This is a genomic window from Streptomyces sp. NPDC001927 (genome assembly GCF_053594455.1).
This window is the reverse complement of record NZ_JBSFEN010000008.1, coordinates 109,067-133,137: the sequence shown is the minus strand read 5'-3', so window position 1 is coordinate 133,137 and position 24,071 is coordinate 109,067. Positions and strand designations below refer to the sequence as shown.

At 70.4% G+C, this 24,071-nt stretch carries 21 protein-coding genes and 1 pseudogene; 16 read left to right on the top strand and 6 right to left on the bottom strand.

Going from position 1 to position 24,071, the window contains the following annotated elements; translation table 11 throughout:
* Window positions 1-255 precede the first annotated feature (255 nt).
* The 5 genes from ACWCO8_RS22690 to ACWCO8_RS22670 all read left to right on the top strand — a co-directional run bounded on the left by ACWCO8_RS22690 (window position 256) and on the right by ACWCO8_RS22670 (window position 7,177).
* Entirely contained in the window at window positions 256-1,242 is a 987-nt protein-coding gene (locus tag ACWCO8_RS22690; protein ID WP_451033752.1) for an ABC transporter permease, read from the top strand.
* Window positions 1,239-2,123: a carbohydrate ABC transporter permease gene (locus tag ACWCO8_RS22685; RefSeq protein ID WP_451033751.1), complete on the top strand. Its 885-nt coding sequence runs from the start codon at window positions 1,239-1,241 to the stop codon at window positions 2,121-2,123. Before ACWCO8_RS22690 ends, ACWCO8_RS22685 begins: the two co-directional genes overlap by 4 nt.
* 77 nt (window positions 2,124-2,200) lie before the next feature.
* Window positions 2,201-3,862 (top strand): extracellular solute-binding protein, encoded by a 1,662-nt coding sequence (locus ACWCO8_RS22680; RefSeq protein ID WP_451033750.1) that lies wholly within the window; start codon window positions 2,201-2,203, stop codon window positions 3,860-3,862.
* Between the two features lie 121 nt (window positions 3,863-3,983).
* Window positions 3,984-6,320 carry a polysaccharide lyase 8 family protein gene (locus tag ACWCO8_RS22675; protein WP_451033749.1) on the top strand — a complete coding sequence of 779 codons (2,337 nt, stop codon included), beginning with the start codon at window positions 3,984-3,986 and terminating at the stop codon, window positions 6,318-6,320.
* 143 nt (window positions 6,321-6,463) lie between these two features.
* Window positions 6,464-7,177 (top strand): helix-turn-helix domain-containing protein, encoded by a 714-nt coding sequence (locus ACWCO8_RS22670; protein WP_451033748.1) that lies wholly within the window; start codon window positions 6,464-6,466, stop codon window positions 7,175-7,177.
* A gap of 50 nt (window positions 7,178-7,227) precedes the next feature.
* Here ACWCO8_RS22670 and ACWCO8_RS22665 read toward each other — a convergent pair whose 3' ends face one another.
* Window positions 7,228-7,929 carry a FadR/GntR family transcriptional regulator gene (locus ACWCO8_RS22665; RefSeq protein WP_451033747.1) on the bottom strand — a complete coding sequence of 234 codons (702 nt, stop codon included), beginning with the start codon at window positions 7,927-7,929 and terminating at the stop codon, window positions 7,228-7,230.
* A 307-nt stretch (window positions 7,930-8,236) separates the two neighbouring features.
* On the opposite strand from ACWCO8_RS22665, the gene ACWCO8_RS22660 reads away from it, so the two are divergent.
* From ACWCO8_RS22660 to ACWCO8_RS22620, 9 genes are all read left to right on the top strand, one after another.
* The gene (locus ACWCO8_RS22660) at window positions 8,237-9,088 is read left to right on the top strand and encodes a fumarylacetoacetate hydrolase family protein (RefSeq protein ID WP_451033746.1); all 852 of its coding nucleotides are present in this window, start codon (window positions 8,237-8,239) and stop codon (window positions 9,086-9,088) included.
* Window positions 9,089-9,183: 95 nt separating this feature from the next.
* The gene (locus tag ACWCO8_RS22655) at window positions 9,184-10,539 is read left to right on the top strand and encodes an enolase C-terminal domain-like protein (protein WP_451033745.1); all 1,356 of its coding nucleotides are present in this window, start codon (window positions 9,184-9,186) and stop codon (window positions 10,537-10,539) included.
* Window positions 10,536-11,291: an SDR family NAD(P)-dependent oxidoreductase gene (locus ACWCO8_RS22650; protein WP_451033744.1), complete on the top strand. Its 756-nt coding sequence runs from the start codon at window positions 10,536-10,538 to the stop codon at window positions 11,289-11,291. The genes ACWCO8_RS22655 and ACWCO8_RS22650 overlap by 4 nt, the downstream gene beginning before the upstream one ends.
* A 14-nt stretch (window positions 11,292-11,305) precedes the next feature.
* On the top strand, window positions 11,306-12,292 hold the full coding sequence (locus tag ACWCO8_RS22645) for an aldo/keto reductase (protein WP_451033743.1): 987 nt from the start codon (window positions 11,306-11,308) through the stop codon (window positions 12,290-12,292).
* A 2-nt stretch (window positions 12,293-12,294) separates the two neighbouring features.
* Entirely contained in the window at window positions 12,295-13,035 is a 741-nt protein-coding gene (locus tag ACWCO8_RS22640) for a (Fe-S)-binding protein (RefSeq protein ID WP_451033742.1), read from the top strand.
* Complete coding sequence (locus ACWCO8_RS22635; RefSeq protein WP_451033741.1) at window positions 13,032-14,498, top strand: LutB/LldF family L-lactate oxidation iron-sulfur protein; 1,467 nt, start codon at window positions 13,032-13,034, stop codon at window positions 14,496-14,498. Before ACWCO8_RS22640 ends, ACWCO8_RS22635 begins: the two co-directional genes overlap by 4 nt.
* Entirely contained in the window at window positions 14,495-15,148 is a 654-nt protein-coding gene (locus tag ACWCO8_RS22630) for a LutC/YkgG family protein (protein WP_451033740.1), read from the top strand. Before ACWCO8_RS22635 ends, ACWCO8_RS22630 begins: the two co-directional genes overlap by 4 nt.
* Entirely contained in the window at window positions 15,145-15,456 is a 312-nt protein-coding gene (locus tag ACWCO8_RS22625; protein ID WP_451033739.1) for an L-rhamnose mutarotase, read from the top strand. Before ACWCO8_RS22630 ends, ACWCO8_RS22625 begins: the two co-directional genes overlap by 4 nt.
* 5 nt (window positions 15,457-15,461) lie before the next feature.
* A complete protein-coding gene (locus tag ACWCO8_RS22620; protein WP_451033965.1) occupies window positions 15,462-16,307 on the top strand; it encodes an amidohydrolase family protein in 846 nt (281 codons plus the stop codon).
* Window positions 16,308-16,355: 48 nt separating this feature from the next.
* Here ACWCO8_RS22620 and ACWCO8_RS22615 read toward each other — a convergent pair whose 3' ends face one another.
* The 4 genes from ACWCO8_RS22615 to ACWCO8_RS22600 all read right to left on the bottom strand — a co-directional run bounded on the left by ACWCO8_RS22615 (window position 16,356) and on the right by ACWCO8_RS22600 (window position 20,059).
* Complete coding sequence (locus tag ACWCO8_RS22615; RefSeq protein ID WP_451033738.1) at window positions 16,356-17,270, bottom strand: hypothetical protein; 915 nt, start codon at window positions 17,268-17,270, stop codon at window positions 16,356-16,358.
* A 606-nt stretch (window positions 17,271-17,876) separates the two neighbouring features.
* The gene (locus tag ACWCO8_RS22610) at window positions 17,877-18,512 is read right to left on the bottom strand and encodes a Fic family protein (RefSeq protein WP_451033737.1); all 636 of its coding nucleotides are present in this window, start codon (window positions 18,510-18,512) and stop codon (window positions 17,877-17,879) included.
* On the bottom strand, window positions 18,502-19,224 hold the full coding sequence (locus tag ACWCO8_RS22605; RefSeq protein WP_451033736.1) for a hypothetical protein: 723 nt from the start codon (window positions 19,222-19,224) through the stop codon (window positions 18,502-18,504). Before ACWCO8_RS22605 ends, ACWCO8_RS22610 begins: the two co-directional genes overlap by 11 nt.
* Before the next feature lie 352 nt (window positions 19,225-19,576).
* Window positions 19,577-20,059, bottom strand: coding sequence for a DedA family protein (locus ACWCO8_RS22600; RefSeq protein WP_451033735.1), 483 nt, complete (start codon window positions 20,057-20,059; stop codon window positions 19,577-19,579).
* Between the two features lie 674 nt (window positions 20,060-20,733).
* Here ACWCO8_RS22600 and ACWCO8_RS22595 point away from each other — a divergent pair.
* Window positions 20,734-22,305: a carboxylesterase/lipase family protein gene (locus ACWCO8_RS22595; protein WP_451033734.1), complete on the top strand. Its 1,572-nt coding sequence runs from the start codon at window positions 20,734-20,736 to the stop codon at window positions 22,303-22,305.
* Between the two features lie 282 nt (window positions 22,306-22,587).
* Here the strand turns inward: ACWCO8_RS22595 and ACWCO8_RS22590 are convergent, their stop codons facing one another.
* Window positions 22,588-23,439, bottom strand: coding sequence for a PhzF family phenazine biosynthesis protein (locus tag ACWCO8_RS22590; RefSeq protein ID WP_451033733.1), 852 nt, complete (start codon window positions 23,437-23,439; stop codon window positions 22,588-22,590).
* Between the two features lie 135 nt (window positions 23,440-23,574).
* On the opposite strand from ACWCO8_RS22590, the pseudogene ACWCO8_RS22585 reads away from it, so the two are divergent.
* Window positions 23,575-24,018, top strand: a pseudogene (locus tag ACWCO8_RS22585) (GNAT family N-acetyltransferase).
* The last annotated feature ends 53 nt before the right edge of the window (window positions 24,019-24,071 follow it).

The following is a 24,071-nucleotide window of genomic DNA, read 5'->3' as shown; positions in this document are numbered from 1 at the left end:
ATCGATCCCTCTTGACTGCGATCGCATCGGTGGCCAAAATTCGGTTCATCGCACCGGGCCACTGATGAGGTCCCCGGGCGTCGTCGTCACAAGCCGCCCGGGACAGGCGGGTTACGCGTCCCACCGGAGCCGAACACGAGCGCGCCGCGAGCGCCGCTCGACCGCGTCCGTACCCCTGGCCACTCCTCCCGTAGGGGAGAGGTGTGCGCATCGGCCCGGCGCACGGCGGCCGGGAGGCATGGAGAGGGGAGCTGCATGTCCGTGACAGTCAAGGACCGGGAGGCGCGCCGGCAGGCGCGCGCCCCCGGACCTCCCAAGGAAACGGTGCCCCGGCACCGGGGTCTGTGGGACCGGTTGCGCAGGGACCGCGCCCTGCTGATGCTCATGGTTCCGGGCGTGCTGTACTTCCTGGTCTTCCACTACGGGGCGATGTTCGGCAACGTCATCGCGTTCAAGGACTACGTCCCGTTCCTCGGCGTCAACGGCAGCCCGTGGGTCGGCTTCGCGAACTTCGAGACCCTGTTCAGCGACGGGGCCTTCTGGGCCGCCGCCTTCAACACCCTCTCGCTGTCCTTCTTCCAGATCGTCTTCTTCTTCCCGCTGCCGCTCGCCCTCGCCATGCTGCTGCACAGCGTCAGCCGCGGCGGCGTCCGCAAGTTCGTCCAGAGCGTCGTCTACCTGCCCCACTTCATCTCCTGGGTCATCGTGGTCGCGCTCTTCACCCAGGTCCTCGGCGGCGACGGGCTCCTCAACGGGCTGCTCGGCGAGGACGACGGCGACCATCTGATCGACGTCTTCGGCAACCCCACGGCCTTCCAGCCGCTCATGGTCGTCGAGTTGATCTGGAAGGACTGCGGCTGGGGCACGATCATCTTCCTCGCCGCGCTGCACAACGTGGACGAGTCGCTCTACGAGGCCGCGGCCATCGACGGAGCCGGACCCTGGCGCCGCTTCTGGCACGTGACCCTTCCGGCCATCCGACCGATCGTCATCCTGCTCCTCATTCTGCGCCTCGGCGAGATCCTGAACGTCGGCTTCGAGCAGTTCCTCCTGCAGCGCGACGTCTTCGGCCCCGAGACGGCCGAGGTCATCGACACGTTCGTCTACTACCACGCGGTCACCGACGGCATGTGGGGTGTCGCCGCGGCGGCGGCCCTCTTCAAGGGCGTGATCGCCGCCGTCCTGGTCTTCGCCGCGAACAAGGTCGCCCACCGCATGGGCGAGCAGGGGGTGTACCGATGAGCCGCCCGGCATGGATGGAGAAGCCCCGGCCCGTCACCCAGGTCGCCAAGGGCCTGGCCCTGGTGCTGACCGTGGCCATGGTCGTGCTCCCCTTCTGGACGGTCCTGGCCACCAGCTTCGCCCCGGACCGGCAGATCGTCGCGAACGGCGGCTGGGCGTTCTGGCCCGACGAGTGGACCCTGAAGGCGTACGGCAAGGTCTTCGCCAACGAGAACACCACCCACGCCATGCTCGTCTCGGCGGGCGTCGCGGTCGTCGGCACCGCGCTCAGCCTGGCCTGCACCGTCTTCCTCGCCTACGCGCTCGCCCGGCCCGGTGTCGTCGGCGGCAAGCCGATCATGCTGCTCGTCCTCTTCACGTTCCTCTTCCCGCCCGGCATCATTCCGAGCTTCCTGGTCGTCCATACGCTCGGGCTGCGCAACACCTACTGGGCGCTCTTCCTGCCCGTCCTCATCAACGCCTTCAACCTCGTGGTCGTCCGCGGCTTCTTCCAGGGCATCCCCGAGGAGCTGTACGAGGCCGCCCGGCTCGACGGGGCCGGCGAGATCCGCACGCTCTTCCAGATCGTTCTGCCGCTCTCCAAAGCGGTCATCGCGGTCGTCGGTCTCTTCTACGCCGTCGGGTACTGGAACGACTTCTTCCGAGGCGTGATCTATCTCGACGACAGCTCGATGTGGCCGCTGCAGACGGTGATGCGCGGATACGTCACCCAGGGATACGGACTGGCCGACTCCCAGGCGGTGGACGAGACGCTCGTCCAGGCGCCCCAGACGATCAAGATGGCCATCGTGATGGTGGCCACCGTGCCGATCCTCTGCGTCTACCCCTTCATCCAGCGCTACTTCGCGAAGGGCGTCCTCACCGGCGCCATCAAGAGCTGACCTTCCCGCGGCTCCGGCTCCGCACCACCAGAAACCTCTCTCCCCGTCTCCCGGGGCCTTCAGCAAGGGACGTTCCCATGAGCACTGGCGTATCCCGCAGAAGAGTTCTGCAGACCATCGGCATCGGCACCGCGCTCGCCGCCACCGGCGTGTCCCTGTCGGCCTGTTCGACGTCCGGTGGCGGCGGCAACGACGCCGGCAACACCGGCAAGGACCTGGCGCCCTTCCCGACGTACGTACCGTTCGCCGGCCCGAAGCCCGATCTCCCCGGCACCGAGCAGGGCGTCCAGGCCGCCTACCTCAGCTACCCCAAGGAGCTGACGCAGTCGGTCCAGGAGAAGCCCGGCGGCGGCAAGAAGATCACGGCGTGGTTCCTGTCCTGGAACTCGACCCCCGTGCCCCGGGAGAAGAACAAGTTCTGGCTGGCGGTCGAGGCGGCGCTCGGCGTCGAGCTGGACCTCACGGTCGTCCCCGCGATGGAGTACGAGACCAAGCTCGCCACCCTCATGGCCAGCGGCGAGATGCCGGACATCCTCCAGGTCGTCGCCGCACCCAACGAGGCTCAGTTCGTCCTCAACAAGTGCGCCGACCTCACCGAGCACCTCGCGGGCGACGCCGTCAAGGAGTACCCGAACCTCGCCAACATCCCGCCGTACGCCTGGAAGGCCGCCGGCCGCTTCGGCGGCAGGCTCTACGGCGTCCCGGTGGAGCGCCCCCTGATCGGGCACGGACTGATCGCCAACCAGGAGAAGTTCAAGTCGGCGGGCATCTGGGTCCCCGAGGCCGGCGCCCTCGACGTCGACACCTTCACCAAGGGCCTGAAGCAGCTCAGCGTCAAGGGCAAGTACGGTCTGGGCGCCTCCCAGATCGGCGCCTTCGGCTTCAACTCCTACATCGCCAACCACGGTTCGCCCAACATCTGGTCGGTCAAGGACGGCGCCTTCGTCAACTACATGGAGACCGAGGAGTTCAAGGCCGGTCTCGAGCAGATGGTCACGTGGCAGAAGGAGGGCGTCTTCCGGCGCGACGCCCTGAGCGTGGACGGCGGTGCCTATAGCCTGGAGTTCTACAACGGCACCACGTACTCGCAGTCCAACGCCTTCGGTGGCTTCAAGGGTGCCGTGCTCGCCGTCAAGGACGGGTTCACCGTCGACATGGCCCGCCCCTTCAAGCCGGCCAACGGGGCGTCCCCCAAGCACTGGCTGGGCTCCGGGATCTACGGCTACACCGTGCTCAAGAAGGCGCCCAAGGAGCGCATCGAGCTGCTGCTGCGGGTGATGAACTACCTGGCCGCGCCGTTCGGCTCCAAGGAGTACGAGCTCATCAACCACGGAGTGGAGGGCACCCACTTCACCCGGGGCAAGGACGGCGGTCCCGTGGTCACCAAGCTGGCCGCGGACGGCGGCGACGGCCCGTTCAACCTCCCGCTGACCTTCATCGCGGGGCCGCCCCAGGCGCTCTACCTGGCCGACCAGCCCGAGGCGACCAAGCGCTATCACACCTACCAGCAGGAGATGATTCCGCTCGGCGTGCCCAGCGCCCACTACGGGCTGCGCTCCAACGCCTGGGCCAACAGCGAGCGCGGCCTGGTCAAGCAGCGCGAGGACGCGATCAACGCCGTCGTCACGGGCAAGCGCAGCCTCTCCGAGTGGGACGCCGTGGTGAAGGAGTTCAAGGCGAAGGGCGGCGCGAAGGCCGCGGAGTCCCTCGCCGAGGAGTACGCGGCCGCCGGCAGCTGATCCCGCCCGGGGCTTCGCCCGAGCACCGCCCCGATCGTCACGGCCGTGACGGTGCTCGGTCAGAGCTCTTCCGTACGGCTCCTCCCACTGCCACCCCCACCCCCGTACCGACGGAGCATCCTTGACCTCCCCCAGGGCGGTCCCGCCCTTCTCCGAGCAGCGCGCCCGTTGGCGGGACCTGCTGCTCGGATCCGGATCCGGATCCGGATCCGGACCCGGCCTCGATCCGACGGAGCCCCGCTTCGCCCGCCGACTGGCCGAACTGGGTTCGGACGCGGCCGAGTACCTCGCGACGATGGACCCGGCCGAGGGCCACCTGTGGCCAGGGCTGCCGTACCACGAGGGCCACGGCATCCACCTCGGCGCCGGCTACGTCCGCCTGAGGAGCATGGCCCTCGCCCACGCCCACCCCGGCACCGGAGTGACAGGGGACGAGAAGCTGGCCGCCGGTATCCTCCGCGGCCTCGACCACCTCCACGAGCACGTCTACGGCAGCGTCCACGAGAAACCCGCGAGCTGGTGGTGGTGGGCCCAGGTCGGTGCCCCGCAGGCCATGCTCGACACCTGCGTCCTGCTGTACGACCGGCTCGGGGACGAGCGGATCGCCCGCCTCTGCGCGGCCGTCGACCGGGCTCTGCCGCCCACGCGCCTGGACAGGTACGAGGACCAGAGCACCGGCGCGAACCGGGTCGACTTCTGCCGCACGCTGGCCCAGCGGGGCGTCCTCGGCGACAGCCCGGCCGCGCTCACGCTCGCCCGGGACGGCCTCGACCCGGTCTTCCCGTACGTCACGGAAGGAGACGGGTTCTACGCCGACGGCTCCTTCGTCCAGCACCGGACGGTCGCCTACACGGGCGCGTACGGCGCCGTGTTCCTCGAAGGCCTGGCCACGCTCTTCACCCTGCTCGACGGCACCCCCTGGGAGGTGACAGGCCCCGGGCGGCAGCTCGCCCTGGACAGCGTCGAGCACGCCTTCGCCCCGTTCGTCCACGACGGCGTGCTCGACGCGAGCGTCTGCGGCCGCGGCATCAGCCGGGGCCTCACCGGTCGCGACGTCCACCTGATGCCCGTACGGGACCATGCCCCGGCCCAGTCGCTGATGGCGGCCGTCCTGGTGCTGGGGGAGTGCGCGAGCCCGGCGGAGCGGGCGCGGTGGCGGGCCGTCGTCAAGGGCCGGCTGCGGCGCGACACATTCCTCCCGGTCGCCGCCAACCCCCGCCTTGGGATGGCCGACTTCACGCGCTTCACCTCGCTCCTCGACGACCCGGCCGTCGATCCGCTGCCCGAACCGGCCGGCCACCGGCTCTTCCCGATGATGGCCCGCGCCGCCCACCGGGGGCCGGGCTGGGCCGCGTTCCTCAGCATGTCCTCGTCGACCATCACCTTCTACGAGTGCGGGAACCGGGAGAACACCCGTGGCTGGCACACCGGTTCGGGCATGCTCACCTGGTACGCCGGGGACAACGGCCAGTACGCCGATGCCTACTGGCCCACCGTCGACCCCTACCGACTGCCCGGCACGACCGTGTCGACCCGCGCCCTCACCGACAACGAGGGCGGTGAGTGGGGAACCCGGCTACCGGACGCGGTGTGGGCCGGCGGCGCCACCGACGGCCGGTTCGCGGCGGTGGGACAGGACACGCGTGGTCTGTCGAGCAGCCTGCGGGCCAGGAAGTCGTGGTTCTTCACCGACGACGCGGTGATCTGCCTGGGCGCCGGGATCGAGGCCAGGGACGGTGTCCCGGTGGAGACCGTGGTCGACAACCGCCGGCTCAGGTCCGGTGAGGTCGGGACGCTGACGGTCGACGGCGCGCAGCAGCCGGTCGGCCCGCCGTGGCACGAGACGTTCCCCGCCGCCCGCTGGGCTGCGCTCGACGGCCACGGCGGGTACGTGTTCCCGGGCGGGGCGACCCTGCGTGCGCTGCGCGAGGAGCGGACCGGACGCTGGAGCGACATCAATCGCCTCGTCGGTTCGGACGAGGAGATCCGCCGACGCTACGTGACCCTCTGGCTCGACCACGGCACCGACCCCCGCGCCGAGTCCTACGCGTACGTCCTGCTGCCGGGCGCCGACGCCCGGGTCACCGAGGAACGGGCCCGGGACCGCGCGTGGCTGACGATCCTCGTCAACGAGCGGGGCGCGCAAGGAGTGCGCGTCCCCTCGCTCGGGCTCACGGCCGTGAACCTCTGGAGCGCGGGCACCGCCGGTCCCATCGGCTCCGACGCGCCGGCCTCGGTCCTGGTACGGGAAGACGGTGCGGGCACCGCGACCATCCATGTCGCGGACCCGACCAGGACGGCGGGCCGACCGGTCGTCACCTGGCGCCGACCGGTGGCGCGCGTCCGCTCGCACGACGCGACGGTGACCGTCCTGGCGACGGGGGAGAGCATGACCTTCGCTGTCGACACCGGCGCGAAGGACGGCGCGACGCACCGCGTCGAGGTGACCCTCGGCTGAGGGTCTGTCTGCCGGGGCCGGAATGTGTCCTTGTCGTCCACTGGTAGATTTTCCGCGTGCCTGCGAGATTCTGGGTCCGGCCCGGGCGGACGGTGGCGGTACCACTGGAAGAGCCGCCACGAGTACTGAGCCTCGGAGTCGGGGTGCACGGAACGACGAGTCCGGTCGACGTGTTCCGGCTCCCGGACCTGTGGCAGCTGCACCTCTACCGGTACACCGCCGAACTCGTCGTCGACGGCGTTCTTCATGTCGTCCGGCCGGGCCATGTGAGTCTGGTTCCGCCGGGGACGGAGGTGCGGTACCGCTACCGAGGCCGGTCCGAGCATCTGTACGCGCACCTGCGCCTTCCCCTTCCCGGTACGGGAGAGACGGTCGACCTGCCCGTCGTACAGGACGCCGGCGCGCGGACCCCCGGCCTCTCGGAGCTGTTCCTGCGGGCCATCGCGGCGGCTCCGCGCAGCCCGCGCCGGGCGGACGCCGAGGTCTGGTCGGTGCTGTGGGAACTGGCCGAACTGACCGAGCCGGCGGGGCGCGAGAAGGGTCCGCACGCCTCGCTCGCCGCAGCCGTCGCGTACATCGAGTCGCATCTCGCGGAGCGGCTCCTCGTCCCCGAGGTGGCGCGGGCCGCGGGGGTGTCGCACAACCATCTGCTGCGGCTCTTCCGCGCGGAGACCGGTACCACCGTCGTGGCGTACATCCGACAGCGGCGCATGGAACGCGCGCGGCACCTGCTGCGCGAGTCGACCCTGTCGATCCCCGCGGTGGCGGCGGCCGTCGGGATCGACGATCTGCAGGCCTTCAACAAGGCGTGCCGACGCGAACTGGGCGCTTCTCCGCGCGTGGTGCGCGCCGGGTAGAGGCCTACTGGTCTGATTTCACCACGCCGAGTGCCGCTGCACGCCTGGGCTCACCCTTCCACGTGGGCCCGCATCCACTCCTCGACCTCGCCGACGTGTGCCGCGGCGGCCGCGCGGGCCGCCTCAGGGTCGCGGGCGACCAGGGCCCGATGGATCGCGGCGTGCTCCCGTCGGGTGCGCTCGAACGCGCCTTCCTCCGCATAGCCACGCCAGACGCGGGCCCGGAATGTCCGGGTCGAAAGACCTTCGAGGATGGCGGCCATGGTCTCGTTGCCGGAAGCCGCGTTGACGGCCCGGTGGAAGGCCAGGTCGTGGGCGAGGATCTCCTCCGGGTCGTCGGCCTCCTCCATCGCCCGCAAGTGCCCGGTCACCACGGCCAGTTGGTCCTGGTCGATCCGGGCGGCCGCCAGGGCGGTGGCCGTGGACTCCAGGACGCGCCGGACCTGGAGCAGTTCGACGAGCTGCTCCCCGCGCGAGAGGTCGGCGACGACGCCGAAGGTCTCCAGCAGGTCGTCGGCCCCCAGTCGGCTCACGTAGATCCCGGAGCCGTGCCGCGCCTCCAGGACGCCGATGACCGTCAGCGCACTGATGGCTTCCCGCATCGAGCTCCGGGAGAGGCCCAACTGCGCGGCGAGGTCCCGCTCCGTGGGCAGCCGGTCCCCGGGGTGCAGCTCACCCCCGCTGATCATCGCCTTGATCTGGTCGATCGCGCGCTGGGTCACGGTTCCCCTGGCCGGGGTGCGCTCCTCCACCGATTTTCTCCCTTGTCCGATTCGGGCAGTCTAACCAGCCAAGTGGTCCGACCACTTCGATTCCGTAGGAGCATTTCTCGATCTCAGGGGTGTCGCCGACGCCAAGTGGTCTGATAAATCTAGGAGTCCGAGGGCACAGCACAAGAGCCCCGGTCCGGGATCCGGCCCGTACGGCAGCCGTCGCTCCGCGTCGCTCGCGGCCGCGACCACGGGTCCCGCGCGTGCGTGGGGCCGTTCCTCAGCGCCCGACCCGTCCCGAGGGCGGGAGCGGCCCCACTCCTTCCCCCGTCTGCAAGGAGACCGACCAGTGAAGCTGATGCGCCTGGGCGCCCCCGGCGCCGAACGGCCCGCCGTACGGACCGAAGACGGCCGGGTGTGGGACCTGACCCCCGTCGCCGACGAGATCGACGGAGCGTTCCTCGCCTCGGGCGGCCTCGCCCGCGCCCGAGCGGCCGTCGAGGAGGGCGGGCTCGCGGAGTTGGACCCGCGAGGTCTGCGCGTGGGTGCTCCCGTTGCCCGGCCGGGGAAGGTCGTCTGCATCGGCCTCAACTACCGCGACCACGCCAAGGAGACGGGAGCGCCCGTCCCGCCCCGCCCGGTCGTCTTCATGAAGGACCCCGGCACGGTCGTCGGCCCGTACGACGACGTGCTGATCCCGCGCGGCTCGGCCAGGACGGACTGGGAGGTGGAACTCGCGGTCGTCGTCGGCAGCCGGGCCCGCTACCTGGAGAACGCCGAGGAGGGCCTGCGGCACATCGCCGGATACGCCATCAGCAACGACGTCTCCGAGCGGGAGTTCCAGCTCGACTACTCGCCGCAGTGGGACCTCGGGAAGTCCTGCGAGACCTTCAACCCGCTCGGCCCCTGGCTCGTGACGCCCGACGAGGTGGACGACCCGCAGGACCTCGGCCTGAACCTGGCCGTCAACGGAGTCCGGCGCCAGCGCGGCACCACCCGCGACATGATCTTCCAGGTGGGCCACCTCGTCGCGTACTTGAGCAACTACATGGTCCTGGAGCCCGGCGACGTCATCAACACCGGTACGCCGGCCGGCGTGGCCCTCGGCCTGCCCGGCACCCCGTACCTCCGCCCCGGCGACACCGTCGAGCTGTCCATCGACGGTCTCGGCAGCCAACGGCAGACCTTCGCCCAAGCCTGACAGGCCGCCCCACCCCCACAGCCCGGGCGCCCGCCCCGCCCCAGTCCGACAAACCGAGCTCCCGCCAGCCCAAGAAGGCCCCCGAGAGGCCCCACATGACCGCATCCGCCGCCCGCGTCACCGCGGTCGACACGTACGACATCCGCTTTCCCACCTCCCGCGAGCTCGACGGTTCGGACGCCATGAACCCCGACCCCGACTACTCCGCCGCCTACGTCGTCCTGCGGACCGACGCGGGCGACGGCCACGAAGGCCACGGCTTCACCTTCACCATCGGCCGCGGCAACGAGGTCCAGGTCGCCGCCCTCGACGCGCTGCGCCCGCACGTCGTCGGGCGCCCGGTCGCCGAGCTGTGCGCCGACCCCGGCTCGCTGAGCCGCGACCTGATCGGAGACAGCCAACTGCGCTGGCTCGGCCCGGAGAAGGGCGTGATGCACATGGCCATCGGCGCCGTCCTCAACGCCGTCTGGGACCTTGCCGCCAAGCGCGCCGAGAAGCCGCTGTGGCAGTTCCTCGCGGACGCCGAGCCAGAATGGCTCGTCTCCCAGGTCGACTTCCGCTACATCGCCGACGCCCTCACCCCCGAGGACGCGCTCGGCCTGCTCCGCCGCGGCAGGACCGGCGCCGACGCACGCGCGGCCGCGCTCCGCGAGCGCGGCTACCCCGCCTACACCACCTCACCCGGCTGGCTCGGCTACCCGGACGAGAAGCTGAGCCGCCTCGCCCGGGCCGCCGTCGCCGAGGGCTTCACCCAGATCAAGCTGAAGGTCGGCGCCGACCTCGCGGACGACATCCGCCGCATGCGCGCCGCGCGCGCCGCCGTCGGCCCGGACATCCGCATCGCCATCGACGCCAACCAGCGCTGGAACGTCCCCGAAGCGATCGAGTGGACCAAGGCGCTGACCGAGTTCGACCCGTACTGGATCGAGGAGCCCACCAGCCCCGACGACATCCTCGGCCACGCCGCCGTACGAGGGGCGGTGGCACCGGTCAAGGTCGCCACCGGGGAACACGTACAGAACCGGATCGTCTTCAAGCAGCTGCTCCAGGCCGGCGCGATCGACATCCTGCAGCTCGACGCCGCTCGCGTCGGCGGGGTCAACGAGAACCTGGCGATCCTGCTCCTCGCCGCCCGCTATGACGTCCCGGTCTGCCCGCACGCCGGCGGCGTCGGCCTGTGCGAGCTGGTGCAGCACCTGTCGATGTTCGACTACGTCGCCCTGTCCGGGACCACAGACAACCGGGTCGTCGAGTACGTCGACCACCTCCACGAACACTTCCGTACCCCCGTGGAGATCCGCGACGGCCACTACCGGGCCCCGCTCACCCCCGGCTTCTCGGCCGAGATGCACCCGCGGTCCATCGAGGAGTACGCCTACCCCGACGGCACCTTCTGGACCACAGACACAGCGGCTGCTGTACGCCCCACCCACGAAGGGACCCCCGCATGAGCGAGCTCACCGGCCTGCGCGCCGTCGTCACCGGCGGCGCCTCCGGCATCGGCCTCGCCACCGCCGAACTCCTCGCCGCGCGCGGCGCCGCCGTCGCCGTACTCGATCTCGCCCCCGACGGCCTGCCCGCACCCCTCCTCGGCCACCGCGCCGACGTCACCGACGACACCGCCGTACGGTCGGCGGTCGTCGTCGTCGCCGAAGCCCTAGGCGGCATCGACATCCTGGTGAACAACGCCGGCATCGGCGCCATCGGGACCGTGGAGGACAACGACGACACGCAGTGGCACCGGGTCCTGGACGTGAACGTGCTCGGCATCGTCCGTACGACCCGTGCCGCCCTTCCGTACCTGCGCGCCTCCGATGCGGCCGCCGTCGTCAACACCTGCTCGATCGCCGCCACCGCCGGCCTGCCGCAGCGGGCGCTGTACAGCGCCAGCAAGGGCGCGGTCCTCTCGCTGACCCGCGCCATGGCCGCCGACCACGTTCGCGAGGGGATACGCGTCAACTGCGTGAACCCGGGAACCGTCGACACGCCCTGGGTCGGCAGGCTCCTCGACGCGGCGGACGACCCGGCCGGCGAGCGGCAGGCGCTGGAGGCGCGCCAGCCCACCGGACGTCTCGTGCCCGCAGCCGAAGTCGCCGCCGCCATCGTGTATCTGGCGAGCCCGGCCGCCGCGTCCGTCACCGGCACGGCGCTCGCCGTCGACGGCGGCATGCAGGGACTCCGCCTGCGCCCGGCCGAGAAGTGAAAGGCCCCGACCCCGTGCGACACCACCCCCTCGGCGCCTCCAAGGTCGCCGTCACCGCGCTCTCCTTCGGCGCGGCCGGCATCGGCAACCTGTACGCGCCCGTCAATGTGGCCCAGGCCGCCGGCGCCGTCGACGCGGCCTGGGACGCGGGCATCCGCTACTTCGACACGGCCCCGCACTACGGCCTCGGCCTGTCCGAAGAACGCCTCGGCGCCGCCCTGCGCACCCGCCCACGGGACGCGTACGTCCTGTCGACGAAAGTCGGCCGGCTGCTCCGGCCGGCCACGGGAGACGGCGACGACCTCGCCAACGGCTTCGCCGTCCCGGCCACCCACCGCCGCGTCTGGGACTTCTCCGCCGACGCCGTCCGCCGCAGCATCCACGAGAGCCTGCTGCGGCTCGGCCACGACCGCATCGACGTCGTCTACCTCCATGACCCCGACGACCACGCCCGGGAGGCCTTCGAGCACGCCTATCCGGAGCTGGAACGGCTGCGCGCGGAAGGCGTGATCGGGGCGATCGGCGCCGGCATGAACCAGACCGCGATGCTGACCCGGTTCGTCCGGGACACCGACGTCGACGTAGTGCTGTGCGCAGGGCGCTACACCCTCCTTGACCAGAGCGCCCTCACCGACCTCCTGCCGGAGGCCGCCGCCCGGGGCAAGAGCGTCGTGATCGGCGGCGTGTTCAACTCCGGCCTGCTCGCGGACCCCCGGCCCGGGGCGACCTACGACTACACCGCCGCGCCCCCGGACGTCCTGGCCCGCGCCCTGCGTCTCCAGGCCGTCGCCGAACGCCATGGCGTCCCGCTGCGCGCCCTCGCCCTGCGCTTCCCCTTCGGACATCCGGCCGTCGCGAGCGTGCTCGTCGGCACCCGCTCCGGCCACGAGGTCCGCGACGCGGCCGAGCAACTGGCGCGCCCGCTCCCCGCCGACGTATGGGCGGAGCTGCGCGCCGAGGGCCTGCTGCCGGACGACGTCCCCGTGCCGGGGGAGAGGTAGCCGTGCGCATCGCCCTCTTCATCACCTGCTTCAACGACACGATGTACCCGCGTACGGGAATGGCGGTGGTCGCCCTCCTGGAACGGCTCGGCCACACCGTCGACTTCCCGCGGGCCCAGGCATGCTGCGGCCAGATGCACCTCAACACCGGATACCGGCCCCAGACCCTTCCCATGGTGCGCCGCTTCACCGAGGTGTTCCGCGGCTACGACACGATCGTCACGCCCTCCGCGTCCTGCGCCGGAACGATCCGCCACCACCACCGGACCGTCGCGCGGGAGCACGGCGACACGGTTCTGGCGAGCGCGGTCGAGCGGATCACCCCGCGCGTGTACGAGCTGTCCGAGCTCCTCGTCGACGTCCTGGGCGTCACCGACGTCGGCGCGTACTTCCCGCACCGCGTCACGTACCACCCCACCTGCCACTCGCTCCGGATGCTGAGGGTCGGAGACCGCCCCTTGAGCCTCCTGCGGGCCGTCAAGGGCATCGACCTCGTCGAACTCCCCTCGGCGGAGTCCTGCTGCGGCTTCGGGGGCACCTTCGCCCTCAAGAACGCGGACACCTCCCACGCCATGCTCGCGGACAAGATGCGACACGTGCAGGAGACAGGCGCAGAGGTGCTCGCGGCGGGGGACAACTCGTGCCTGCTGCACATCGGGGGCGGACTCTCCCGACTGCGGACCGGCATCGGCACCCGCCACCTCGCGGAGATCCTCGCCTCGACGGACGGAGACCCCCGATGAGCACCGGCGACAACATCGTATGGCTCGGCGCCCCAGGCTTCCCCGAAGCCGCCCGCACCGCCCTCGCCGACACCACACTGCGTACGAACCTGCGCCGCGCGACGACCACGATCCGCGACCGACGCCTCGCCGTCACCGCCGAACTCGACGACTGGGAGCGGCTGCGCGAGGCCGGCGAAGCCATCAAACGCACCACACTCCGCCACCTCGACCACCACCTCACCCACCTCGAGGAAGCCGTCACCCGGGCGGGCGGCCACGTGCACTGGGCGGCCGACGCCGCCGAGGCCAACCGCATCGTCACCGACCTGGTGCGGGCCACCGGCGAGACCGAGGTCCTCAAGATCAAGTCGATGGCCACGCAGGAGATCGGCCTCAACGAGGCCCTGGACGCCGCCGGAATCCGCGCGTACGAGACCGACCTCGCCGAACTCATCGTGCAACTCGGCGACGACAGGCCCTCGCACATCCTCGTCCCCGCCATCCACCGCGGCCGATCCGAGATCCGCGAGATCTTCCGCCGGGAGATGGGGAACTGGGGCCGAGCCGCCCCCGCCGACCTCACCGACGATCCGCGCGATCTCGCCGAGGCGGCCCGGCTGCACCTGCGGGAGAAGTTCCTCCGCGCCAAGGTCGCCGTCTCCGGCGCCAACTTCGCCACCGCCGACACGGGCACGGTGTGTGTCGTGGAGTCCGAGGGCAACGGCCGGATGTGTCTGACCCTGCCCGACACCCTGATCACCGTCATGGGCATCGAGAAGGTCCTGCCCTCCTTCGCCGACCTCGAAGTCTTCCTCCAACTGCTGCCCCGCTCCTCGACCGGCGAGAGGATGAACCCGTACACCTCGATGTGGACCGGCGTGACACCCGGGGACGGGCCGCAGACCTTCCACCTCGTCCTGCTCGACAACGGCCGCACAGCCACCCTGAAGGACACCGTCGGACGCCAGGCCCTGGCCTGCATCCGCTGCTCGGCCTGCCTCAACGTCTGCCCGGTGTACGAACGGACCGGCGGCCACGCGTACGGCTCCGTGTACGCGGGCCCGATCGGCGCGGTGCTCACCCCGCAGCTGGTCGGCGTCGAGCACGCGGACACTCTGCCCTTCGCCTCGACGCTCTGCGGCGCCTGCTACGACGCCTGCCCCGTACGCATCGACATCCCCGAGATCCTGGTCCACCTGCGCGCCAAGGCCGTCGAGGCCAAGGCGGACGGCCGTCTCGTGCCGTCGGCAGAGTCCCTGGCGATGGGAGCGGCAGCGGCGGTACTGCGCTCACCCGCCGGCCTCGGCCTGCTCCAGCGGGCGGCCGCGTGGGCCGCCCGGCTGTACGGCCGCGGCGGCCGGATCCAACGCCTACCGGGCCCGCTCTCCCGCTGGTCCGACACCCGGGACACGCCCGTGCCGCCGGCCGAGTCGTTCCGGTCGTGGTGGCGCCGCACGAGAGACGAGGGACGGAACGGATGAGTACGAGAGCGACTGTCCTGGCCCGCATATCGGCGGCCCTGGCGGACGTCCCGTCGAGCGAGACGCCGGACAGCGTCCTGGTTCCTCGCGACTACCGAACCAGTCACGCGTCTTCTGACCTGGTGTCCCTGTTCGTGGAGCGCGTGGCGGATCACGGGGCGTCCGTGATCCACACGACGGAGGAAAAGGCGGCACGCACGATCGCGGCGACCTTGGCGGAGCGGGGCGCGGAGAGCGTCGTACTGCCGCCGGGATTTCCGGAGACCTTGCTGGAGGAGGGGAGTGTGAAACTCCTGGCGGACGAACCGCCCCTCTCCCTGGAGTCCCTGGACGCGGCGGCTGCGGTGCTGACGACCGCGGCGCTCGGGATCGCGGTCACGGGCACGGTGGTCCTGGACGCGGGACCGGGACAGGGCCGCCGAGCCCTTTCGCTCCTCCCGGACTACCACCTCTGTGTGATCCGCGAGGACCAGATCGTCGTAGACGTACCCGAGGCCCTCTCACGCCTCGACCCCACCGCCCCACTCACCTTCATCTCCGGACCGTCCGCCACCAGCGACATCGAACTGGACCGGATCGAGGGCGTCCACGGCCCGCGCACCCTGGACGTCATCGTCGTCGCCGCCCGTCCCGCAGAGGAGCCGTCATGAGAATCGCGCTGCACACCAGGGTCCGTACCGACCGCATCGCCGCGTACGAGGACGCCCATCGCGCGGTCCCCGAGGAACTGACCCGGGCCATCCGCGCGGCCGGGGCCACGTCCTGGACGATCTGGCGCAGCGGCACCGACCTCTTCCACGTCCTGGAGTGCGAGGACTACGCCGAACTCCTCGCCGCCCTGGAGAAACTCCCGGTCAACGTCGCCTGGCAGGCCCGCATGGCCGACCTGCTCGACGTCGTCCACGACTACAGCACCGAGGGCACGGACGCCGGCCTGCCCGTCGTCTGGGAACTGTGAGCGCCATGGGCATGGTCGACGCGCACCACCACGTCTGGGACCTCTCCGTCAGGGACCAGCCGTGGATCAAGGGCGACGAAATGAGTCCCATACGACGGAACTTCGGGCTTCCGGACCTGGCAGTGGAGGCGAGAGAGGCAGGCGTGACCTCCACGGTCCTCGTACAGACGGTGACGACAGCAGACGAGACACCGGAACTCCTGGCGCTGGCCGCGGAGCACGACCTGGTCGGGGGAGTGGTCGGCTGGACGGACCTCACGGCCCCCGACGTGGCCGACGAACTGGCCCGGCTCCGTGAACTACCGGGCGGGGAGAAGCTGGTGGGCATCCGCCACCAGATCCAAGGCGAACCGGACCCGCTCTGGATCCTGCGACGGGACGTACTCCGCGGCCTCGAAGCGGTGGCCGCGGCGGGGCTGGTCTACGACCTGGTGGCCCTCCCGCACCAGCTCCCCGCCGCGACCTCGGCGGCCTTCCTCCTCCCTCAACTCACCTTCGTCCTGGACCACTTGGGAAAGCCACCCATCGCCACCGGCGAATGGAACACCTGGGCAGGGCACCTCCACACCCTGGCCACCCTGCCCAACACGGCGGCCAAACTCTCGGGCCTACCCACCGAGGCCCGCTGGGACGACTGGACCCTGGACGACCTACGCCCCTACACCGAAACGGCCCTGGAAGCCTTCGGCGCGGACCGCCTGATGTTCGGCTCGGACTGGCCGGTCTGTCTCCTGGCCACGACGTACGCCGAAGTGGTGGACACCGCACGCCAGTTGACGTCGGACCTGAGCGAGGCGGAACGGTCCGCGCTCTTCGCCGGCACGGCGAGGAGGGTGTACGCCCTGAAGTGAGTGAGCCGGCCCAGCGGGCGACTGGATGTAGCCCGCTGAGGGCCCGCCTCACAGCACGATCAACGCCAGACGAGTGTCGCTGATACCGGTCTTGAGGTGGAGCAGCACGGTGCTCGTGACCTGGGACGCGTCGATGTTGAGGTACAGCGTTGTCTGGGCCGTAGCACCCGGGGCGAGGGCGGGGATGTTCCAGTACTGCCAGCCGGTGCTGTACGTGCCGACCCCCGGTGACTGGCCTCCGATGGACAGCATCTGGGTGGCGGGCGTGGTGGCGCTGGAGGTGTTGGTGATCGTGACCGGAATCGGGATCTGGGCGCCGCGGGACACGGTGCAGTTGCCGCTCGGCGTGGTGGCGCTGGCCCTGAGGGGGCCACTGCTGCTGGTTCCGGTGATGACACCCATCTCGTACGAGTGCTGCGACACCCAGGGGCAGGCGTTGGCGTTCTTGGCGCTGGTCTCCCAGAGCACGACACCGTCCGCCTTGGCCTTCACCGCCTGTATGACGTGGGCCCAGCTGTTGCCCGGCTGGTACGTCTCCGACGGGAACGAGACCGGGTTGACGTAGGGGTAGATGGGGTGGCTGGGCGCCATCGCGCGGTCCCGGGCGATCGACGCGTCGAACCTGCTGGTCCAGGAGGCTAGCGACTGCCCGTCGTCGAAGTACGCCCGCGGGGCGAAGCAGTTGAGCAGGTTGTCGTCGTGCAGCTGCTTGATGAGGTTCTGGTTGCGGGTCTGCCAGTCGTAGCCGTAGTGGCAGATCGGCGCCTGCGGGGCGGCGTTGCGGGTCCAGGTGAGCAGTTGCCGCCACAGGTTGTAGGCGTTGGTGGCCGCCTGCCCCGTGGGCACCTGGGTGAGCTCGATGTCCTCGAAGTCGAGCACGACCGGAGCGGTGGCTTCACCGCCGAACTGCCCGGCGCCCATGTACTCCTTGACCTTGGCCTCGTACGTGGCTTGAGAGGGCAAGGCCCCACCGTTGGAGGTACATCCGGCGGCGTCGCACCGGTAGGCGAAGACGTCGTAGACAACGGTGGCCTTGGTGGCGCCGTACTGAGTCTGCCCCGGCGGATGGGCGCCCCGCTCATTGGTATACACGGTGAACCCCGCTGCCGCGCTAGCCACTTCGAAGCTTTTCGCCACGGCGCCCGGAGCCGCGACGGGAAGGGCAGCGAGGGCGAGCGCGGCGGCAACGGCCGTCAGAACTCGCGCGCCATGGGCGCGAAGTGAGGTCAGGACCTTGCGACGTTGCAATGTGTCCTCCTGAGGAGAGATTCCACCCGCTTGCCGGTGATGAGCGAGAAACCTGAGGAGCGGGCGGGGTTGATGGGGGGCGCGCGCACTTCAGCGAGGTCGGACTGGGGCCGGTGACAAGGATGGTGACGCGGCATCACGCGACGACTGAAACGATACGATCGGATCGATCGAAGTCAAGGGTTTAGGAAGCACTTTCGATCGTGCTGATCGAATCTGTGATCGCAGCGACGGCACCGACCTTGGTGCCCCTCTCCGCATCCAGCCGCTGACGGCCGAAGGGAGGCCGAGGCCACCTTGCACGGATGCGGCGGCCCGGTCTCAGTGACGGGCTCTGATTGCCCGGCGGTGGGTCGAGTGGATGAGGACGGACACCATGGCAGCCAGATCCGCCGCGCCGAGGGCGTCGTCCGCGTAACGCGTGGTCTGCAAGGGGCCGACCTCATCCAGCCGAACCCCCTCCAGCTCCAAGACGTAGCCGAGCACGAGCATGGCGAGGCGGGCGTTGCCGTCCGGGAAGGGGTGAAAGAAGGCCACGTCCAGGTAGGCCCTGGCCGCACGGGAGGCCAGGGGGACCAGCGGATCGGCGCTGTCGCGAAGGCAGCGCTCGAAGTCCCGCTGGGTGTGCGCCGTGAGTGCGTAGCGCTCCCGGCCGCCCTTGGCGAAGGCATCGCCTTGCCGGAACGGAACCTCAGGCACGCCAAGAACAACCCGCTGCCATTCGGCGAGCAGCAAGCAGGTGAGGGGGCGCTTGCGGGCAGCGTCCGCACGCGACTGAACCAGCGCCGAGAGCAAGCGGTCGCCTCGATCGAGGTCCGAGGAACGCCGCCCCGCACCGCACCAGACGATGAGGCCGTCCACGGCCGCCTCGACAGGGGCCGCTGTCTCACGGCCCACCCGAGTCCAGTCGACCTGGTTCCTGACCCGGCACCAGGCAGCCAAGGCGTCAGCGGTCACGGTAGGGCTGCTCTCCGGTCAGATCCACGGCGAGATCCTCTCCCACGGAGTCGACCAGGGTCCGCGACGGCACCGTCCAACTCTCGAATCGTCCCCCCACCGCGGTGTCGACCGCGTCCCGCGCGGCTTCAGGTCCCATGCCGGTGGAGGAGAGGAACCACGTCAGCACCGTGCGGCAGAGTCCGTACCAGCCGCATTCGGCACCCGTCCGGTCCACGACCACCGTCACCAGTCGGGTAGCCGCCCGTTCCAGGTGCCAACTGCGATCCCCGGCATTCGCTCCCGCCGGCGGAGCCAACTGCTCGAACCGCTCGGCCAACTCCTCCAGCCACTCGCGCCACTCCAACAGCGAAGCGACCACGTTGGCAGCCGTAGCTGCTGGCGCACCCACGGAATGGGATGCGCAGCACCAACTGCTGACAACGCCACCACCCCCGCCCTCCCCGACCGCCCAATCCCACCCACAGGCCCACCGGCCATATCGGGCAGCCAGAAGCGCCGTGACCTCGGCGGTGAAGCGATGCCTCCCTTCCCACCCGGCATCGTCAGGCGGCACCATGGAGGCGATCACCGCGGCGAGCTGACCTGCCTCCTCCTCGTCCCATGCAAAGCCGATGAGCCTGGGATCAACGGCAGACCACGGCAACCAGGCCGGAGCAAGCTCGTAATTGATGGCCGTGGTATTCCTCCAGAACAGGACAGGGCAGGACAACTGAGCGATCGTGCCGAAGACTCGCGGATTTTGTCACAGAGGTGGCTGCGGGAGAGGCGGTCCGCTGCCGCCGGGGTTGGTGACGCCGCCAGGAACGTGCGGGCGTGACCGCGACCATCTACCTGGACGAATGCCACATCGCGGGCATCCTGCTCTGGGCTGTGCGGGGATCCAAACGCAACGCGCTTAGGGCTGCGCTGACGGCGCCCTCATTGCCTGGAGTACCGACGCGCTCATCAGACCGACGACCCTCGCGCACGCCTCCGCCCCTGGTGTCCACTCCCGCGGTGGCGGAGCGCTCGTGCGTGCGGTGCCGTGGCGGCTGTAGAGCAGCACACGCATCGGGACGGGCTCACGCTTCGTCCGTCACGGTGTCGCCGGAGGACGGGAGCGCCCTCCTCCTCCGGTACAGCACCACCCCGCACACCGCGAGGAGAAGGACGGCAACGGCGGACACCCCGAGGGCCGTCCGCTCGGCGAAGAGCCTTCCCAGCACTTCGAGCACGCCGAGCCCCGCAGTCGCGTAGATCAGCGCCCAGGCCGCTCCGCCCACGAACAGGGCGGGGAGGTAGCGCGGCAACGGCATGCGCATGCTGCCCGCGAGGAAGTTGGCGGCGGTCTGGAAACCGACAGTCAGGAAGGAGACGGCCACCACCGGCGCGCCCCACCGCTGGATCGCCTGCTCGGCGCGTTGGAACTTCGCGGAGGAGATCCGTCCGGCGAACCTGCTGCGCCGTGCACCGGCGCCGGCGAGCCACCCGACGGCGAACGTCCCTCCTGCTCGGAGCAGGACGATGACGTACAAGGCTCCGGCCGTGAGCGCGATCTTATCCACGACGCCTCGTTCCGGGCGCCGGGCGGGAACCCGCGTCCCCCGTCACCCGCATGAGAGTCCCGCCCCCAGCGGGCGCACGCCGCCCACAGGCTCGGTCACCGTTTCTCACCTGCGCCCTGCCTCCGTCTGTTCCCACCTGCGGCACTGGAACCCAAACCACGCCCGGGTCCGTACGCCAGGCAAGGCCAGCCTAACCGAACGTGCACACGGCGGGCAGGGCGCGGGCTACCCAAGGGACGCCAGCGCAGGCCTCTGCCCGCGCGGCAGGGGCCTCGCACTGTGTCAGACCCACCACCAGGAGGTCGCCGAGCCTCAGACCTGCAAGCATGTGCCCGCAACAGCGTGAGCCCGGTATCCGTCCACGAGGACGGCGGCACCGTCGGTCCACGGCCGCCCTGTCTGACCGCCGAAGGCGAGCCGTGGTGGTCCGTCGAGGGCGCACGAGCTCCGGCAGTCGACGCCCGATCCAGCGATAGCACCACGTCTGCCGCACCCGGCGCGGAGAGCGCGGGTCGGCCTGGCGGTCCCGATCGGCGCCGGGTGGCCCGCGGCTTCGTTCAACTTCGTGCCGAGCGATCTGTACGGCCCCGCGACACCGACGAAATTGCCTGGCGCGCGTAGAGGTGGCAGGGCATGATCCCGGAACGTTCAGGCCGCCCATTGAGGGAGCTGTGATGACCGTTGGCGCGTCGGACCCGTCCGAGCCTTCCGACCTTTCCGGGGCCGGGGCTGCGTCCGGACCCGAGGTCCGCGCGGCGGGCGGGATGCTGAGCGGCAGCCGCGAGGCGGGCGTGGCGGTCTTCCGTGGGATCCCGTTCGCCGAGCCGCCGATCGGCCCGCTGCGCTTCGCCGCGCCGCAGCCAGTACGGGGATGGGACGGGGTGCGGCCGGCGGTGTCGTACGGCCCGCCGCCACCGCAGGGCGGCCACTTTGGCATGGACGCGCTGGCGCGGGACACCGCAGGCGACGACTGGCTGACGGTCAACGTCTGGTCGCCCGACCCGAGCCCGGTCGCGGGTCTGCCGGTGATGGTATGGATCCAGGGCGGCGCCTACTCGATCGGCATGTCCGGTCTTCCCGAGTACGACGGTGGCCGCCTGGCACGTGACGGCGTCGTCGTGGTGACGTTCAACTACCGGGTGGGCCTGGAGGGGTACGGGCAGATCGAGGGCGCGCCCGCCAATCGAGGCTTGTTGGACCAGATCGCCGCCCTGGAGTGGGTACGCGACAACATCCGGGCCTTCGGCGGCGACCCGGGCCGCGTCACGGTCTTCGGCCAGTCGGCGGGGGCCGGATCGGTCGCCGCCCTGCTGGCGACGGAGCGCGCGGCAGGGCTGTTCGGCCGGGCCGTGGCACAGAGCGTGCAGGGTACGTACTTCTCGCCGGAACTGGCCGCCGACATCTCCACCGCGTGCGCCGCCGAGCTGGGACTACGGCCCACGGTGGCCGACCTGTCCGAGGTGGACCCCACCCGTCTGGCCGCCGCCGGTGACGCGGTCAGTGCCAAGACGAACACCTGGGCGGATCGCTGGGGGCCGGTCGCACACAGGGCGATCCCCTTCTCGCCGGTCATCGACGGCGACACCCTGCGGGTCACCCCGTGGCAGGCCCTGGCGAAGGGCGCCGGCCGGGACATCGACCTCCTCGTCGGCCACACCCGCCACGAAACGCGGCTGCTGGCCGCACTCGACGGCGTGCTCGGCCAGGTCACAGCGGCGCAGGCCGAGACCGCCCTGCACGTCTTCGGCCCCGGCCGGGACGCCGCACACCGTTACCGCGAGGCCTTCCCGGCCGCGGGACCGGAGGAGCTCTACGAGCTGGTCAACTCCGACTGGTTGTTCCGCATGCCCTCCCTCCACCTCGCCGAGGCTCAAGCCGCTGCCGGCGGCAGCGTCCACCTCTACGAACTGACCTGGTCCGCCCCGGGGATGGGCGGTGCCCTCGGCGCCTGCCACGGCGTCGACGTGCCCCTGGTCTTCGGCAACCTGGACCGCGGCCAGCCCGCGGCGCTGATCGGCGAGAGCCCGTCCCCAGAGGCGGAGGAGCTGTCCGCGCGCATGCGCGCCGCGTGGACCTCCTTCGCCACCCACGGCGATCCAGGCTGGCCGGCGTACGACACCCGAGAGCGCCGCGTACGACTCTTCGACGCCGAGAACCGGGCAAGCCTCGCCGCCTACCCTGAAGAAGCCTCGCGCGTGATCTGGCAGGACCACACCTTCCCTGCGCTGCCACTGCTCGACCGCTAGTCCTCTGAACGTCGGCGTACTCGTCGAAGTCGTTCTGGCGAGACCACTGCGAGCGGGCGAGCCGTCCGAGCCGCTGCGGCGATGCCTATTGAGAGGGCAGGTCCGAAATCGAGTGGACGGTCTCGTGGTGACCTGGCTGTTCTTCAGGTCGGTGCGGTGGCGCAGGATGCGCATGGTCTGGGCGGCGTAGGGGAATTCCGGGCCGTGGCCACGAGGTATGACAAGCGGGCCTATGTCTTCCACGGCACAGTCACCGTCGCTGTGATCGGGCTCTGGCTCCGCTCATGATCCGCCGCCCAGGCTCGGGGAGGTGCGCAAGGTACCCTCCAGCACCGTAACGGCGTCTCCGGTGAGGTGTACGCGATTGCCACGTACGGCCGTGTGGACCAGCCCGGTGCGCGCGGATGCCTGAAGGCCGGTGAGTTCGTTGCGGCCAAGTCGCGCGGACCAGAATGGGGCGAGCGCGGTGTGGGTGCTACCCGTGACTGGGTCCTCGGGGATGCCTCTGGCCGGCGCGAAGAAGCGGGAGACGAAGTCGTGTCCCAGTCCGGAGTTGGCGGCTGGAGCCGTGACGATGACTCCTCGCAGGCCCTCTCGCTGCGTTAGTGCGGCCACCGCGTCCAGGTCCGGAGCGGCGGCCCGGACAGTGGCCTCATCGGGCAGGACTGTCAGTAGGTCACCGAGTCCCTTCGAACGGAACGTGGCCTCCGGTGAGGCGCCCAGCGCCTCGGAAAGTCCTTTTGGCACAGGCACGTTGGTGCTGACCGCAGCCGGAAAGTCCAGAACTATGCCGCCTTCCTCGCCGGCGTGCGTGACGAGGACGCCGTGTTGGCGGCTCATGAACCGCACGGTGCCGACGATGCCCCGCTCGGCGCGCAGCACGTGCGCGGTGGCCAGCGTGGCATGGCCGCACAGTCTCGACTCGACGAGTGGAGTGAACCAACGTATCGCCCAGTCGACCTCGGACGACGCGGGCAGCGGGAGAGCGAACGCCGTCTCTGATTGATTCATCTCGGCCGCAATCCGATGCATCCATGCATCATCGGGCCATTCTCCAGCCGGCAGGAGACATACGGCCGCCGGGTTCCCGGCGAAGGGGCGATCGGTGAAGGCGTCAACAATATGGATGCGCATGTCAGGAACCTAGAGACGCCAAGGCGAGTCCCACCAAGGCCAATCCGGGATGGGTGGACTGGCTCGGGGCAAACACGGGTCGCTGGGATTCAGCAAGGTGCGCCGCCGGACAGGCATGGTGCCTGAGCTTCTGCCGTGAACGACAGCACACATGGCATACGGATCAGACCAGCCAGGCGGCCTCGACGACGCACCGGCACACACCGGCCATTCTGGACATGCTCGACTCTGCTGTGGTCTGGATGAACGATCGCGGGAACACCGAGCAGTGGGGCACGACGCCGTACTCGCAGCAGCCCGGCGGGGTGGAGCGAGTGGAGTGATGTCTGACGGAGAACGCCCCCATATCGCAGAGTTGAACGGGATGCCTGTCGGAGCCCTGGTGTTGGACTCCGGGAAGCCAGGCGGGCCGGCGTGGCGCTGCTGAGAGTCGGCTGGTGGGCCGGCGGCGGAGGCGAATTGGTCGCGTACTACGAGCGCAACGGCTTCACTCCCACCACCTCCGCCGGACAGAGCCCCGGGCTGCGCCGCATCCCTTGGGCCGATGACCGTGAACAGGAGGCTGTTGGCGTCGGGTGACGACCTGACTCCTCATCGAACTGCGAGACCCAGTTGTCACTGAGGAGCTTGTC

What these genes read in the sequence shown, in the direction of transcription:
- ACWCO8_RS22595 (WP_451033734.1), top strand. Translation starts at nt 20,734, where the DNA reads ATGACCGTTGGCGCGTCGGACCCGTCCGAGCCTTCCGACCTTTCCGGG.
- ACWCO8_RS22690 (WP_451033752.1), top strand. Translation starts at nt 256, where the DNA reads ATGTCCGTGACAGTCAAGGACCGGGAGGCGCGCCGGCAGGCGCGCGCC.
- ACWCO8_RS22655 (WP_451033745.1), top strand. Translation starts at nt 9,184, where the DNA reads ATGACCGCATCCGCCGCCCGCGTCACCGCGGTCGACACGTACGACATC.
- ACWCO8_RS22685 (WP_451033751.1), top strand. Translation starts at nt 1,239, where the DNA reads ATGAGCCGCCCGGCATGGATGGAGAAGCCCCGGCCCGTCACCCAGGTC.
- ACWCO8_RS22625 (WP_451033739.1), top strand. Translation starts at nt 15,145, where the DNA reads ATGAGAATCGCGCTGCACACCAGGGTCCGTACCGACCGCATCGCCGCG.
- ACWCO8_RS22590 (WP_451033733.1), bottom strand. Translation starts at nt 23,439, where the DNA reads ATGCGCATCCATATTGTTGACGCCTTCACCGATCGCCCCTTCGCCGGG.
- ACWCO8_RS22635 (WP_451033741.1), top strand. Translation starts at nt 13,032, where the DNA reads ATGAGCACCGGCGACAACATCGTATGGCTCGGCGCCCCAGGCTTCCCC.
- ACWCO8_RS22650 (WP_451033744.1), top strand. Translation starts at nt 10,536, where the DNA reads ATGAGCGAGCTCACCGGCCTGCGCGCCGTCGTCACCGGCGGCGCCTCC.
- ACWCO8_RS22620 (WP_451033965.1), top strand. Translation starts at nt 15,462, where the DNA reads ATGGGCATGGTCGACGCGCACCACCACGTCTGGGACCTCTCCGTCAGG.
- ACWCO8_RS22630 (WP_451033740.1), top strand. Translation starts at nt 14,495, where the DNA reads ATGAGTACGAGAGCGACTGTCCTGGCCCGCATATCGGCGGCCCTGGCG.
- ACWCO8_RS22680 (WP_451033750.1), top strand. Translation starts at nt 2,201, where the DNA reads ATGAGCACTGGCGTATCCCGCAGAAGAGTTCTGCAGACCATCGGCATC.